Raw genomic sequence first — 15,285 nt, forward strand, 5'->3', positions numbered from 1 at the left:
TGAAAATTTTTCTTTCGAAGCCAGTGGGATGGCTTTGTCAGTGGAGCCCGAAAAATTTGTTAGGCCGGATTTAAGCGGAACGGAGATACGGTGCTACGGCCTAGCTACGCCGAAATGCATAGGTTCCACAAGTCACTCATTAATAGACAATTGCAAAATAACGTCAATGGTAGTGTAACGAAGAATCGTTTGCTGGCAATGCACTATTAACTTTGTCAGAAAAATCCTTCATTGCATTCAGGATGACATATAATTTATATAGGTTATTCAACTCCAGACTAATGACTTTGGACTAAGGACTAGCTACAACCGCATTCCCCTTAAAAAATCTTCGATAGGCATCCGTTTCTTACCTTCGTACTGGATATCCAACAATTTGATAAAACCATCTTTAGCTGCAAATTTTAAATAGGTTTTACCATCTGTTAAAAATCCGCCGGCAACAATCCCCGGTTCTTTATCTTCTAATTCAGCTTTAAATACCTTTAGGGTTTTGTCGTTTAAAAAAGTGAAGGCTGTAGGGTAAGGACTCAGTCCGCGGATTAAGTTATATATCTTCTGTACAGGATTGTTCCAGTCTATTTTGCAATCATCTTTGAAAATTTTTGGCGCATGTTTTAAGTCGCCGCTTTGTGGCTGCGGTTGTTCGCTAATGTCACCAGTCTCAATGGCTTTAAGGGTTTTTACCAGCAATTTGGCACCAATGTGCATCAGTTTATCATGTAGGTCGCCGGCAGTTTCGTCATCGGCAATACGTATATTTTCGCTAAGGATAATATTACCGGTATCAATTTCATGTGTGAGGAAAAATGTGGTTACGCCACTTTCTTTTTCTCCATTGATAATGGCATGGTTGATGGGTGCAGCACCACGGTACTGAGGTAAGATCGATCCATGCAGGTTAATAGTGCCTTTTGGTGGCATATTCCATACTACCTCGGGCAACATTCTAAAAGCTACAACCACTTGCAAATCGGCTTTATAGCTGGCCAAGGTTTCGAGAAATTCAGGATTCTTTAACTTATCTGGCTGCAGAACAGGAATCCCTTTTTCTACTGCATATTTTTTTACTGCACTTTCATTCAGTTTTTGACCACGCCCTGCAGGCTTGTCTGGCGCAGTAACCACTGCAACTATATCAAAATTGGCTTGTACCAGGGCATCTAAAGAGGCTACCGCAAAATCTGGGGTACCCATAAAAACTATTTTCATATGAAAGTGTTGTGTTTCTAAAAATAACGTGGATAACCACGTTTAAGTTTTGCAAAATAACTAAAAATAAACCCATACTTATAGGCAAAAAATGGTACAAGGCAAAGATGTTGTTAAAGCAAGTGGATTGGTATATGTAACTGATGCCATGCCTGGTATTTACCGTAAAGGAAAACCGGGAAAGTTCTATTACGTAGATAAAGACGATAACAAAGTTACCGACGATAAACACCTCGATCGGATTAAAGCCTTGGTTATTCCGCCCGCATGGCAAAATGTATGGATTGCCAATAAACCCAATGCTTATCTGCAGGTTACGGGAATCGATACTGCCGGGCGTAAACAGTATAAATATCACCCAAAGTGGACGAGTCGACGCGCGGAAGATAAATATTTTCGCCTGCTCGAATTTGGCAAAGCCCTGCCTAAAGCCCGTAAACACCTGCAGAAAGACCTCCGCAGAAAAGATTTTGATGAGCGTAAGGTATTGGCCATTTCAGTAGACGTACTTCAAAAAACACTGATCAGGGTAGGGAATGAAAGCTATAAACAGCTTTATGGCTCTTTTGGCCTGACCACCCTACGCGATAAGCATGTGAAAATAAATGGAAGTAAAATTACCATGGATTTTGTAGGTAAAAAAGGTGTGAAGCAGAAATTAGAAGTTAACGACCGTACGTTGGCTAAACTGGTGAAAAAATGCCGCGATATTCCTGGTCAGGAGCTTTTTCAGTTTTATACCCCTGATGGCGAACATAAAAGCATCGATTCAGGTAAAATAAACGCTTATATTAAAGAAATCACAGGAGATGATTTTACGGCTAAAGATTTCAGGACCTGGGGCGGTACCCTCGAAGCGCTTCAGCAATTTGCCCAGTGTCAGATCAATGAAAATGCGGGTTTAAACAGTAAAAAACAAATTGTTGCCGTTCTAGATTGTGTAGCCAAAAAATTAGGTAATACCCGGGCAGTATGCAAAAGTTCTTATGTTTACCCGCTTTTGCTTACTGCTTACGAGAACAATCAGCTGGAAAAATATCTGAAAAAGCTGAACAATCATTCGCTTCAAGGTAAAGTGAACTTGGAACATAATGAAAAGGTGTTATTATCTTTTTTAAAGTCAGGTAGCAAATAAAAAGCATTTATATTTGTTGTTTATCCTTATTATGCAACTTAACGTCGACGATAAATCCAGTATTTTTATTACACTTATAGAAGAGTCTCCAATGCCAATTGCGCTTTACACTGGAGAGAAAATGGTGATTGAGGTAGCTAATAAAGCCATGCTAAAAGCATGGGGCAGAGATGCTTCTGTTGTAGGTAAAGAACTGGCACTGGCATTGCCCGAATTAAAAGATCAACCTTTCCTTCATATCCTGGAACAGGTAAGGCATAGCGGTATACCTTACGAAGCCAAAGAAGATAAGGCAGTACTCCTAAATAATCATGTACTCCAAACTTTTTATTTTGATTTTACTTATAAGCCGCTGTTTGATCAAGACGGTAAGGTTTGGGGTATTTTAAATAATGCTACCGATGTAACCGAATTGGTAAATGCCAAATTTAAAGTGGAGCAGAGCGAAGCTTTGTTTAGGCAGATGATTTACGACGCACCTGTGGCCATTGGCATTTTAAGGGGTAGAGACCTGATTATAGAAGATGCCAATGATGAGCTGTTAAAAATATGGCGGAAAAGTAAAGCTGTAATCGGTCTGAAACTTTTAGATGGGTTGCCCGAAATTATCGACCAGCCTTTTCCAGAACTCTTACAAAAGGTTTACGATAGTGGTATTGCCCATTATGGTTACGAAACGAAAGCCCGATTGGAGCATAATGGGGTGGAAAGTGATTTTTATTTCAACTTTGTATACGATCCTATTTTTGGTCAGGATGGCGAGGTTACAGGCATTATGGTAGTGGCTAACGAAATTACCTTACAGGTAGTGTCAAAAATGGAGGCTGCCAGAAGCGAAGAGCGTTTTCGCAACTTCATGTACGATATACCGATGGCGACAGCCTACTACGAAACAGAAAACATCATTATCAGCCTGGCAAACGATGAAATGATCCGCTTTTGGGGCAAAGACAAAAGTGTAATCGGTAAAACGGTTACTGAGGCCATACCCGAATTAAATGTACAGCCGTCCGTAAATATCTTAAAAGAGGTATACCAGACAGGGGTAACTTACCATGCTGATCAGGAAGAAGTTCAGGTGATTGTTGATGGTAAAGAAGAAAAAAGGTGGTTGAGCTTCACCTTTAAACCATTAAAAGATTCGAACGGCCAGGTATATGCCATTATACATGCCGCAATGGATGTGACCAAGCAGGTACAACTACAACAACAAAAAGATGAGTTTTTGGGGATTGCCAGTCACGAGTTAAAAACACCTGTTACCAGTATAAAAGCCTATGCCCAGGTACTTGAACGCATGATCAGGATTGAAGGCGATGAGAAAAAGGCTACTATGGTGCGTAAAATGGATCAGCAGTTAAACCGGCTAACGGGCCTGATTGGAGATTTGCTTGATGTAACCAAAATTCAATCCGGCAAAATGAATTTTAATCCAATCGAATTTGATTTTGATGCTGCTGTTGAAGATATTGTAGATGAAATGCAACACATCAGTTCTAAACACAAACTGATTTGTAAGCTAGACAGTAATGCGATCGTTTTTGCGGATAAAGAACGCATTGGGCAGGTGATTACCAATTTTTTATCTAATGCAATTAAATACTCTGTTGACGCTGATGAAATAGATATAGCCACTTTTAGCCAGGATGGGGAAGTGATATTAAGCGTTAAAGATTATGGTATCGGTATTGACAAGGATTTGCAACAGCTGGTTTTTGATCAGTTTTACCGTGTAGATGGTAATTTGCATCATACGTACCCGGGTTTGGGTTTAGGCCTTTACATCTCATCCGAAATAATAAAATGTGAGGGCGGCAGAATCTGGGTAGATAGTGAGATAGGAGAGGGCGCTACTTTTTTCTTTGCGTTAAAAATAAAATCTTTCAGATGATACAACCAATTATCATCTGAAAGATAATTTATGCTTATGCTTTCGGTTCTTTTTTAATCGGGTGTACCGGTTGCTCTTCGTTTTCACGCTGTTTGGCCGGGTTATTCGTGCGAACAGGTTTGTTCGGCGTACTGTCGTTTTCTTTTCTCACTGTTTTATGATCAACAGGCTCCCTACCTTTAGGCACCTCTTTCTCGTAATTGCTTCCAGGTTTATCGCTTTTAACTTTTGGACCACTCATAGCTATAATGATTAACGGATTGAATTTTGATTAAATGAACAGGACATTTGCTATCCTTTTACATTACAACAAATCATAATCTGTTAAGTTTGAAATAATCTTTCCATGTACGAGTCATTCAAAATTTAATGCTGTTATACATCAGTTCTGGTATCCATGTACCCTTAAAGCTTTACGTCAAACACTTTTCTTCCACCTCCGTCACCCTGATGCTATCTTTAATTATAAATCAAATATTTCTTACGCATCGTTTTGTATGCACTTAAACCTGGTTCCCAGCTTGCCCTGATTTCCGCTTCACTTTTACCATCCATTACTTGCTGTCTAAAATCGGCTACTCCCACCAGTTTTTCGATGGTACCCATTTGTTTGCTAAGTTTACTGTTAAAAAAATCTTCTTTTTTAGGCGATGCCTGATACAACGAAATTAACCAGGATAAGTTGATCTGTTTGCTTTTGCGCAATTCGGCCGTATCGTATGTTCTTAAATCCAAACCATAACAAACCTGATCCTGGAATAGTGGTGTTTCAGCCATCCCTTTTATGCTTTTTGGCGTAAAACTAAAATCGAATTTACCTTTAAGGTAAGGGGCACCAACAATGGTAAAAGGAAACATGGTACCACGGCCATGGTTTAAATAAGTACCTTCAAACAAACAGGTAGATGGATATAGTAGAATAGACTGCTGCGTATTTAAGTTAGGAGAGGGTTTCACGGGTAAGGTATACTCCATGTTATGATCATAATTGGCATTTTTGATAATGGTAATTTTGCATTTCACTTTATCCTTCAACCAGCCTTCGCCATTTAGCATCTGTGCATACTCGCCAACCGTTAAGCCATGCGCAATAGGGATAGGCTGTAAGCCGATGCCCGATTTAAATCTTGGATCTAAAATCGGTCCGTCGATTAAATAACCATTCGGATTCGGGCGGTCTAAGATCAATAACGTTTTGTTGTTAACAGCACAAGCCTCCATCACATGCTGCAAGGTATTGATATACGTGTAAAAACGGACACCAACATCCTGGATATCAAATACCATGATATCAATATCAGCTAAATCTTCAGCTGTAGGTGTGCTATGTTTACCATAAAGTGAGATGGCTTTTATACCTGTTTTCGTGTCAACATCATCATTAACACTCACGCCAGCACTGGCATCGCCTCTAAAGCCATGCTCAGGACCAAATATCTTTTGGATTTTTACCCCTCTCTTCAACAGGCTATCAACCGATGTTTGCGTGCCAATAACCGATGTGGGGTTAACCACCATTCCAACACGCTTGCCTTTTAATAGTGGCAGATACTTTTCAGTCTGCTCTGCACCGGTTTTAATCGTAGTTGGCAGCTTTACCTTCTTAATCATGAGTTTTTTGTTTTCAGGGCTTTTCTTGCCCAAAACTTCTTGTTCCTGTGGTTTGGGTTGACCACAGGCTGATAATGCAATTAAACTCGCTAAAGTAAAGCTGATGTAATTTTTCATTTTAGTATCTTCTGGTATTATAACAAAACAATTTAAGGCATAATTTAATTATGCTATTGGCATTTTCTTTTTAAGAATTAACGATTGATATTTAAAGTTGGTTATTTATTTTCGAAAATGCCATTTTTAAAAAGGAATTGAGCATTTTTGTTACTTACAAACCCGTTAAATTGAATTTCGAATATTTCATAGCAGGGCGCATAGCCATTAAGTCAGAACGTACTTTTTCAAAACTCATTGTCCGCATTGCGATAGCAGGCGTGATGTTAAGTTTGGCTGTCATGATTCTTTCCATAGCCATTATTAAAGGCTTCAAAACTGAAATTCAGGATAAGGTAAGGGGATATTTGGGCGATATACAAATTACCCGTTATGATTTGAATAATTCGTTTGAGCATTCTCCCTTTGTATTCGATGAAGCAACAAAAAAAATGCTCAATAGCAATCGCGATATCGAATATTATTACCCTTTTGCTACAAAACCTGGTATTTTATCTGCCAATAATGAAATAGAAGGTATTAATTTCAAGGGAATTGACAAAAACTATAAGTGGGATTACATTAAACAGCATATCATCAGCGGAACCATCATCGATTTTTCTGATAGTACAGCTGCCATGCAGGAACTGCTGATCTCGAAATACACAGCTAATCGGTTAAAACTTAAAACAGGTGATGATTTTATCATGTATTTTGTTCAAAACCAGTTACGCCCACGTAAATTTAAAATTGTAGGTATTTACGATATTGGTGTGGAAGATATTGATAAGGGGTTCGTGCTGGGCAATCTGAATATCATTAAACGCCTGAATAGCTGGAAAGCAAATGAAATTGGTGGCATAGAAATCAGGATTAAGGATTTTAACAAACTGAAGCCCATTTCTGATCATATTTATGAAAGTCTGCCGCGTAATTTACGCTCGTATTCCATTGAAGAGAATTTTCCTAACATTTTTACCTGGTTAGGTCTTCTAGATGTCAATACCAGAGTATTATTGATCCTGATGCTGATTGTAGGCGTAATTAACATGGTTACAGCTTTGTTGATTATGATTTTAGAAAAAACGAATATGATTGGAATGTTAAAGTCTTTTGGCGCCAGCAACTGGAGCATTATGAAAATTTTCCTTTACAATGCGGCTTATTTAATCGGCATCGGCTTGCTACTGGGAAATATGTTGGGCTTAGGGCTTGGTTTCTTACAGCAGTCTACGCACATTTTTAAACTGAATCAGGCATCATATTTTTTAGCTTATGCACCAATAGAATTTCATTTTCTTGATGTGCTGCTGCTTAATATCGTTACGGTAGTGGTGTGTATAACCGTTTTGGTTATTCCCTCGCTATTGGTGAGCAAGGTTTCGCCTCTCAAGGCAATCCGGTTTAAATAAAAAAACTTGGGACACCGGACAGATCATTTCCCGATGCCCAAGCAACCTAAACTAAGCTCTTGTTTTTCAACCTTTACTATATGTTAAATTCCATTTCTGATGAAGAAAGCTGTCTAAAATCGTATTCCAATCAATCTGCGGTCAAATCTTATCTTCATAGTTGCGAATTTAAAAGTATAGGTTTCTTTCCCTTTCGATGCTTTAAATTCGCACCCGCATCTGGCACAATATTAAATTTCCATTCCGTAACCCAATTGGCGGGTTACAGGTGCAGATTTAACATCATTCGTAATTACTGATACGGCAGTATCGTTACCATTTAATAAAATACTTATGTTGTTGTTTTTTTACAGCCTAAAGATAGAATCAGGATAAAAAGGACAATACAGATTTGGACATTCATATCCCTTAAACGGAATTCAGAATAAAAACGCTACACTTAAATCGAAATCCATTCTATCCCTTGAGTGCTGTGGATAAATTCAGTTCTTGGTTCGAGGTTGAGGTACGGATAAGTGACTTTTGAAAGATATAGGCCGGTAGGATGAGCTGGTAATGATATTTTTGAAGGCTGAAGGGTAATCAGTTCGCTTTCAAATTCATCAAAGCTGAGTTGCCCCTTACCAACCATCAGGATTTTTCCCATAATTAAACGGATCATTTTACCCAGAAAGCGGTTGCTGGCAATATGAAACCTTAATCTGTCGCCCTTTGCGTTTACAAACAAATCTGCTTCCATTACGTTACAGATGGTATGCTCATATTTGTCTGGATGTGTACAAAAGGCCCTAAAATCTTTGTATTGAGGTAATAATTTGACTACCGCTTTCATTTGATCAAGATCCAGATCTTTTAAAAGATAAAACGAGCTTTGGGAAGTTAAAAAAGGATCTTTATAGGTATGGACGAAATAATCATATTTACGCTGTACGGCGTCAAATCTGGCATGGGGCTTACCTTCCATTTTAATAATGTCGAATACGGCGATGTTAGCAGGTAAGGCTTTATTTAAAATATAAAGTAGGTTGGAGTTGATCTCATTTTCAATATCAGCATGGAAGAAAAACTGGCTGGCATGTACATGCGCGTCAGTGCGTCCGCAACCATTGATGGCGATTGGCGATTTTAAAATCTTCGACAGGGTTTGTTCTATAACTTCCTGAACGCTTTTTATGCCAGGTTGTTTTTGCCACCCATTATAGTGCTGGCCTTGATAGGCAATGTGAAAGAAATACCTCATTATTCTGCTGCAATTTTACGGAAATTTTAGCAGCAGGAATATTAAATGATACTTTTGTGCTTAAATTTTAATCATGGATTTCATAAACTGTCATTGTGGAAGCGGCATCCCCTTTCAGCACTGTTGCCAGCCTTATCACTTAAAAAAGAAAACAGCGCCGACTGCTGAGACGCTGATGCGTTCCAGATATTCGGCTTTTGTAGTTGCTGATGCAGATTATCTTTATGAAACTACGCATCGCAGTAAAAGAAAGAACCATTCTAAAAACGGTTACCGAAGCAGTGCGAAAAATACCAAATGGCTAAAGCTTGAGATTGTTTGTGCTGATTTTGATGTAGTAAAGTTTAAGGCCTACTACCTGAACAGGAAATTTCAGACCGAAGTATTGCACGAAAAATCTAACTTCAGGTTAGAAGATGGAAAATGGTATTATGTGGATGGTGATTTTTACTCATAGCAAAAACTCATTCAGGTTATCAGGTGTGATGAACCTGGTTTCCGCACCAGCATAAGCATCCAAAAATGTTTTTGGAAATTTTGTCTTAGCCCTCGGGTTCCACTTCATTTCATAAGCATTCATAGAACCATTTCTTTCCTCAATATAATCTATTTCCTGCTGTGCATGCGTACGCCAAAAGTATTGGTTGCAGTTAATCTGTTTGTAAGCAAGAAACTTAACCCGTTCACTAATCACAAAATTTTCCCAAAGTGCACCAATATCCTGTCGTAATACAGCCGGACTAAATTGATTTATCACAGCATTTCTGATCCCATTATCGTAAAAATAGATTTTCCTGCTTTTCTTTAATTCATTCCTTAAATTTCTGCTTAAAGAACCTAGCCTGAAAACAATGAATGCCTTTTCGAGCAGATCGATGTATTTTTCGGCAGTTTGGTTATCCAGCCCAGCTAACTGTCCTAATTCATGATAAGAAACTTCATTTCCTACCTGGAAAGCCAATGCCTGGATCAATTTTTCCATTTTATCTGGCTTTTGGATCTTCTCCCATATTAGTAAATCTTTATATAAATAACTGTCTGATAATTGTTTCAGTCGTATTTCTTCTTCCCCTGGGTTGTTAACAATTTCGGGATAGTATCCGTAAACCAGTCGGTGATCGAGTAATCGTTTTTCTGTCAGTAAACCATGTTCCTCCACCATTTCTCCGAACGAAAAAGGAAATAGATTGTATTCCCATTTCCTGCCGGTAAGCGGTTCATTGATGTGATTCGCTAATTCAAAAGCTGATGAGCCTGTAGCTATTACTTTAACATCCTTAAGCTGATCGATCATTAATTTGATTGATAGGCCAATGTTTTCAATTCGCTGTGCTTCATCAATAATCAGTGTTTTCGATTTACCTAAAAGAGCGCGTAATGAGGTGGCGGTAGTATTAGAAAGTATAGTTCTGATGTCGGCATCATTACCATTCCACCACATGATCGGCTTGGTAAATTTAGATGATAATTGTTGTAGCAGTGTGCTTTTTCCAACTTGCCTTGGGCCTAAAAGGATGATTGCCTTTTCATCTTTCAGGCGTTTTTGTACAGAAACAGCAATAGCTCTTGAAATCATAATCGCAAAATTAATATAAATTTTGCGAATCGATTCTCAAAATTTATATTAATTTTGCGAATTTACTCCTTTTAGCTATATTTTCTTTGCTTCGTTCCAATATACATCCATTTCTGCAAGTGTCATATCGGCTAAGGCTTTTCCATTTTCTTTTGCCTTCGATTCGAGATACTGAAAACGTTTGATAAATTTTTTATTGGTTTTTTCTAAGGCATTTTCTGGATTGATATTGATGAAACGGGCATAATTGATTAACGAAAACAATACATCGCCAAATTCTGATTCAGCTTTTTCGATATCAATTGCCGTATGGTCTGACACATTAAACTCAGTTTTAAATTCCTGAAGTTCTTCCTCCACTTTTTCCCAAACCTGATTTTTATCTTCCCAATCAAAACCTACCCCGCGCGCTTTTTCCTGGATACGGGCAGCTTTAACTAAGGCGGGCAGTGAAGAGGGGACACCGGCCAATACCGATTTATTGCCTTCTTTTAATTTAATTTGCTCCCAGTTGCGTTTAACGTCTTCTTCGTTCTTCACATCAACATCACCATAAATATGAGGGTGCCGGTTCACCAGTTTATCGCAAACTCCGTTTAATACATCCGTAATGTTAAATTCATGGGTTTCGGAGGCAATTCTGGCATAGAAAACCAAATGCATCATCACATCACCAAGTTCCTTTTTAATTTCATCTAAATCACCCTCTAAAATGGCATCGCTTAACTCGTAAGTTTCCTCAATAGTTAAATGGCGCAGTGTTTCCATGGTCTGCTTTTTATCCCAGGGGCATTGTGTACGCAGGGTATCTAAAACAGTAAGTAAACGTGTAAAAGCATCAGCTGGATTGTTGGCACTTGCAGGAATTGGATTGTTAGGCATGTTTTATAGTTGAAATAGATTTATCGAACGCTAAAGTACCAAACCCAGGCGATTAAGAAAAGCTGAAAAGGAATTCTGAACCATAAATATTTTGGTCCGGGGCCTGGTTGATATAGATTTTCGTAATTGATGCGGTGTTTGGCAGCATAAATATTTGCGGGCAGAATGGCGATGTAGAAGATAATCAATGCCATGCCGGCGAAATATCTGGTTTCCGGTATTGCCAATCCAATGGCAAACAAGATTTCCAAAACCCCTGTTAAAATTACGAGTTCTACTTTTTTAGGGATGAATAACGGAACCATGGCTGCCATACTGGTTTTAAATTTGAAATGGCCGACCGCAGTAAACAATAGCATCGTAGCCATCGCCATATTTCCGGCAAAAATATTTCCTTTATCAAAGGTGGTATGTCTGCCAAAGGCCAGGAGTGCAACATAAACGATTATGAGTACAAACAGGGGTTTCATTTAATCGTGCTGATCTACTTTATTAAATTAAAGGCAATTAAAATGGTTGCGATAAATAATACCAGCAGGCCAGATAAAAAGATGAAGTCTGCTGCTTTTTCCATCCGCTGGCTTGCCGTTCTTTGTCTTCTCATGGAGATGAAAGATAAAATACAGCTGGTCATAAAAAACATTACAGCAGCTACAGCAAATTCGTCAATCAAAGATCCATCATTGAGTGCAAGTTTTTTTAATGACGTAAGCACAATAAAGCAAATGCCCAGAAGATTGGCAGAAGTGCTTAAAATATGGGGCGATCTGTTTTCGGCCATTTTAATCTTTTTCTTCTAATTTAATCTTTTTTGTAATCCGGTAAACCCGTTTCTTTTTATCAGGCTTATGTTCTTCGCCCATTAACAACCCCCATGGTTTTAAGCTATCTACCCTGTCGAAAATTATTTTTAAAATGGCCAGATAAGGGATACATAAGAACATGCCTGAGATGCCCCAGATCATCTCTCCGACAACGATGCCGATAAAGGCGAACAAGGCATTTATTTTTACTTTAGAACCTACCACTAATGGCATTAGTACGTTTCCATCTATAGCATGTACACCAACATAAGCAATCAGAACCAGCAGCACTTTGCCAGCACCCGCTGTGGCGAAAGTAATCAGGCAGCTGACCAACAGCGCAAAGAATATTCCCAGATAGGGAACTACATTAAAAATACCTGCTACCAGGCCCAACAAAACGGCATATTTTACGCCCAATAAACTCAGTACGGTAATCATTAATACCGTAACAATGAGCATTTGTAAGAACAAACCTATAATGTATTTTTTAATGATATACTGAATCTGACTCACAATTTCTGCCACTTTTTCTTTATGTTCTTCACTAAAAACGGAGGTTAAAAAAGTAAATAAAACCCTACGGTAGTTTAAAATAAAAAAAGTAAACAATAGGGTAAAACCCAAAAACAATAGGGTAGAAGATAAAGTAGAAAGGGTAGTAGCTACAATGGCAGCACTGGTAGCCAAAGCTTTTTCTGTGCTATCGTTTAAGTAACTGAGTTGTTTCTGAGAATTGATACCGAAAGTATGTGAAATCCATTTCTGGAGTTCGTGATAAGAAACGTTGGCTTTTTCTTTAAGTAGAGGCCAATCTGCCCATAAATCGCTGAGTTGATTACCAAAAAAGTATACGATTCCTCCAATCACGGCAATCATCAGAATTACGGATACAAAGGTAGATAAGCTCCTTTTAAATCTAAACCTGTGTTCTAGAAAATTGCCTACAGGCAATAATAAAATGGCCATCAAAAAAGAAAAGAGAAGTGGGGCCAGCAAAGAGTGGCCTAAAATGGCGATGTACGTTAAACTGATTAAACAGAACAGCACCAACGCCAGTTTGGGTAGAAATGATAGTTTGTCTTTCATATGTTGTAAAAATCCTGTTTAATACAAAATGCCCGAATAATTGTTTCATTAGTCGGGCATTTAAATATAAGAGATTATTTTAATAGTTACTCGCCTGATCTAAAACAGCGGTATCTTCTGACGATAATTTTAAGTTAGCAGCTTCGGTAAACGATTTTAGTTGGTTTAAGTCGGTAACACTTGCAATTGGCGCTGTAACTGATGGGTGATGAATTAACCAGGCCAGGGCTACAGAAGCTGGCTCAACACGATATTTTCCGGCAATCTGATCAAGAGCTGCTAAAATTCTAAAGCCCCGTTCGTTCAGGAATTTTTTAATGCCCCCGCCACGCTGGCTTTTGTTCAGATCGTTTTCACCACGGTATTTTCCGGTTAAGAAACCGCTGGCCAGCGAATAATAAACTACAACGCCCAAGCCATAATCCAGGCAGATTTTTTCGTGTTCCTGCTCAAAGTCCGCTCTATCATAAAGATTATATCCTGGTTGGTAAACCTGGTAACTCGGTAAACCATGTTTGGTGGAATAAATTAGAGATTCTTTAAGTCGCTCTGCCGAAAAGTTTGAAGCCCCGATCCAGCGGACTTTACCAGCTTTAATTAAAGTTTCGTAGGCGGCTAAGGTTTCTTCAACGGGTGTGCTTTCATCATCAAAATGAGAAAAATAAAGATCGATATAATCGGTTTGCAAGCGCGATAAAGAATGTTCTACTTCGTTTATGATATAATCTTTCTTTAATGATTTACCCCGACCCATGTCTGAACCTACTTTGGTTGCAATAATAATATCGTGGCGCTTATTATGTTTTTTTAGCCAGTTGCCAATAATCGTTTCTGATTCACCGCCATTATTTCCCGGTACCCAACGAGAATATACATCAGCAGTATCGATAAAATTGAAGCCATTTTCAATAAATTGATCTAATATTTCAAATGATTTCTTTTCATCAATCGTCCAGCCAAAAACATTTCCTCCGAATACTATGGGTGCAATATGTAAATCTGTTTTTCCTAAGGTTCTTTTTTCCATAATACGAATGTTAATGTTATGCTAACAAATTATATAGGCTGAGGTTTTATACAGCGGTCTTAATTATGTCAGGATATGGTAGGTTTTAACCACAAAGTAAGCAGAGAGAAAGCGCTGAGGGCACAAAGGGGGACAGCTGTTTATTCATAGTTTTCTTTTAAAATTTTATCTTCCAACTTTCGGAACTCAGACCCCCTGACTCGTTTAACCATAAAGGCCACAGGCACAAAGAGTTTTTTTCAATTCTATCTGCTGACATCGGACCTCCGACATCGGACTTTTCAGTCATCCATTTTCTATCCTTTACGTCCCTTTAACTGCCCGTAACATTTCCCTTTTACCGGGGGCACCAGGCAATTTTTCGATGTCAAATCCACAGGCCTTTACCGCTCTCTTCAGTTTTCCGGTAATAGCATAGGTAACAAAAGTGCCGCCGGGTTTTAGAAAACTGCAGGCATGTGCAACAATTTCATCGCTCCACATCTCGGGTTGATGCTGTACCGAAAACGCATCGTAATAAATCAGGTCAAATTTTTTATTACTGTGGTATTCGGCCAATGTAGTATGCGGAATTTCTAATGTGCAAAGTGGCGTTAGTTTTTGAGGACCTGTTAGTGCTTCCGGATAATTAGAAATAAAATCTGACCATATTTCTTCAGAAACATATGCCGCATAACCTGTTTGCTCAATTATTGTTGTAGTCAAAGGGAAAGCTTCAATACTGGTATAGTTAAGTTTTATGTTGTTTTCTGTGCAATACTCGAAACTTAAAATAAAATTTAAGCCCGTGCCGAAACCAACTTCTAAAACGGAAATTTCATCTTGGTTGGCGGAAGCAAATTTCAAACCTGCATCAATAAAAACGTGTTTGCTTTCCTGCAGTGCACCATGTTTACTGTGGTAATGTTCGCCTATGGTTTCGTTATAAAGTGTATTGGAACCGTCGGCAGTTGGCGTGATGATATTCATGGCGGGAATTTTAAGGATTTCAAGATCGTGGCGCAAATATAGGAACAGGATTGATAGGATTTTTAGATTTTCAAGATCAATGTGCGGTTATAGAATTTAATGAGTAAAAATTAATTAGTCAAAGATCATATTTGTTTTTATACTTATGTCTTTATACTTATTTCTTGCGACTTGTTTCTTGCTACTTGTGTCTTATACTTTTCAGCGTAATCATCGACCTCCGACTTTCCGATTTTATTTATCATCTAAGTCATTTAAGAAGATCTAAGTTTTAAGCTACTTAATCATCGGACTTCGGACTCCCGACCTCTGACTTTTTTCTTTAATCTTTTGTGATTAGCT

15 protein-coding genes are annotated in these 15,285 nt (G+C 38.4%); 4 read left to right on the forward strand and 11 right to left on the reverse strand.

Translation table 11 applies throughout. The annotated features are described in order from the left end of the window. Positions 1 to 303: 303 nt before the first annotated feature. On the reverse strand, positions 304 to 1,212 hold the full coding sequence (gene fmt / locus QZ738_RS03815; RefSeq protein WP_293784818.1) for a methionyl-tRNA formyltransferase: 909 nt from the start codon (positions 1,210 to 1,212) through the stop codon (positions 304 to 306). Between the two features lie 91 nt (positions 1,213 to 1,303). Between fmt and QZ738_RS03820 the strand changes: the two genes are divergently transcribed. After that, a complete protein-coding gene (locus QZ738_RS03820) occupies positions 1,304 to 2,347 on the forward strand; it encodes a DNA topoisomerase IB (RefSeq protein WP_293784820.1) in 1,044 nt (347 codons plus the stop codon). Positions 2,348 to 2,378: 31 nt separating this feature from the next. Continuing rightward, positions 2,379 to 4,238: an ATP-binding protein gene (locus tag QZ738_RS03825; protein WP_293784822.1), complete on the forward strand. Its 1,860-nt coding sequence runs from the start codon at positions 2,379 to 2,381 to the stop codon at positions 4,236 to 4,238. A 34-nt stretch (positions 4,239 to 4,272) separates the two neighbouring features. Here QZ738_RS03825 and QZ738_RS03830 read toward each other — a convergent pair whose 3' ends face one another. Both QZ738_RS03830 and QZ738_RS03835 read right to left on the reverse strand, forming a co-directional pair. Beyond that, entirely contained in the window at positions 4,273 to 4,479 is a 207-nt protein-coding gene (locus QZ738_RS03830) for a hypothetical protein (protein WP_293784824.1), read from the reverse strand. A 218-nt stretch (positions 4,480 to 4,697) separates the two neighbouring features. Beyond that, a complete protein-coding gene (locus QZ738_RS03835) occupies positions 4,698 to 5,849 on the reverse strand; it encodes a DUF1343 domain-containing protein (RefSeq protein ID WP_293784848.1) in 1,152 nt (383 codons plus the stop codon). A gap of 254 nt (positions 5,850 to 6,103) precedes the next feature. Here QZ738_RS03835 and QZ738_RS03840 point away from each other — a divergent pair, with 254 nt between their 5' ends. Then, positions 6,104 to 7,357, forward strand: a complete 1,254-nt coding sequence (locus QZ738_RS03840) for an ABC transporter permease (RefSeq protein ID WP_367268560.1) — start codon at positions 6,104 to 6,106, stop codon at positions 7,355 to 7,357. Between the two features lie 439 nt (positions 7,358 to 7,796). Here the strand turns inward: QZ738_RS03840 and truA are convergent, their stop codons facing one another. Further along, on the reverse strand, positions 7,797 to 8,597 hold the full coding sequence (gene truA, locus QZ738_RS03845; protein ID WP_293784826.1) for a tRNA pseudouridine(38-40) synthase TruA: 801 nt from the start codon (positions 8,595 to 8,597) through the stop codon (positions 7,797 to 7,799). Between the two features lie 73 nt (positions 8,598 to 8,670). Here truA and QZ738_RS03850 point away from each other — a divergent pair, with 73 nt between their 5' ends. Next, entirely contained in the window at positions 8,671 to 9,054 is a 384-nt protein-coding gene (locus QZ738_RS03850) for a YchJ family metal-binding protein (protein WP_293784828.1), read from the forward strand. On the opposite strand, the gene QZ738_RS03855 is transcribed toward QZ738_RS03850, so the two are convergent. From QZ738_RS03855 to mnmD, 7 genes are all read right to left on the reverse strand, one after another. Further along, positions 9,049 to 10,173: an ATP-binding protein gene (locus QZ738_RS03855; protein WP_293784830.1), complete on the reverse strand. Its 1,125-nt coding sequence runs from the start codon at positions 10,171 to 10,173 to the stop codon at positions 9,049 to 9,051. The genes QZ738_RS03850 and QZ738_RS03855 overlap by 6 nt on opposite strands. Before the next feature lie 75 nt (positions 10,174 to 10,248). Continuing rightward, positions 10,249 to 11,055 carry a nucleoside triphosphate pyrophosphohydrolase gene (gene mazG / locus QZ738_RS03860; RefSeq protein WP_293784831.1) on the reverse strand — a complete coding sequence of 269 codons (807 nt, stop codon included), beginning with the start codon at positions 11,053 to 11,055 and terminating at the stop codon, positions 10,249 to 10,251. 20 nt (positions 11,056 to 11,075) lie between these two features. Next, positions 11,076 to 11,525 (reverse strand): hypothetical protein, encoded by a 450-nt coding sequence (locus tag QZ738_RS03865; RefSeq protein ID WP_293784832.1) that lies wholly within the window; start codon positions 11,523 to 11,525, stop codon positions 11,076 to 11,078. 14 nt (positions 11,526 to 11,539) lie between these two features. Continuing rightward, positions 11,540 to 11,836: a hypothetical protein gene (locus QZ738_RS03870; protein ID WP_293784833.1), complete on the reverse strand. Its 297-nt coding sequence runs from the start codon at positions 11,834 to 11,836 to the stop codon at positions 11,540 to 11,542. 1 nt (position 11,837) lies between these two features. Next, positions 11,838 to 12,947, reverse strand: a complete 1,110-nt coding sequence (locus tag QZ738_RS03875; protein WP_293784834.1) for an AI-2E family transporter — start codon at positions 12,945 to 12,947, stop codon at positions 11,838 to 11,840. Between the two features lie 79 nt (positions 12,948 to 13,026). Continuing rightward, entirely contained in the window at positions 13,027 to 13,974 is a 948-nt protein-coding gene (locus tag QZ738_RS03880) for an aldo/keto reductase (RefSeq protein WP_293784835.1), read from the reverse strand. Positions 13,975 to 14,277: 303 nt separating this feature from the next. Then, a complete protein-coding gene (gene mnmD / locus QZ738_RS03885; RefSeq protein ID WP_293784837.1) occupies positions 14,278 to 14,943 on the reverse strand; it encodes a tRNA (5-methylaminomethyl-2-thiouridine)(34)-methyltransferase MnmD in 666 nt (221 codons plus the stop codon). Positions 14,944 to 15,285: the final 342 nt, after the last annotated feature.

The sequence above is a fragment of the uncultured Pedobacter sp. genome, from assembly GCF_913776295.1.
In the GTDB taxonomy this organism is placed as follows: Bacteria; Bacteroidota; Bacteroidia; order Sphingobacteriales; family Sphingobacteriaceae; genus Pedobacter.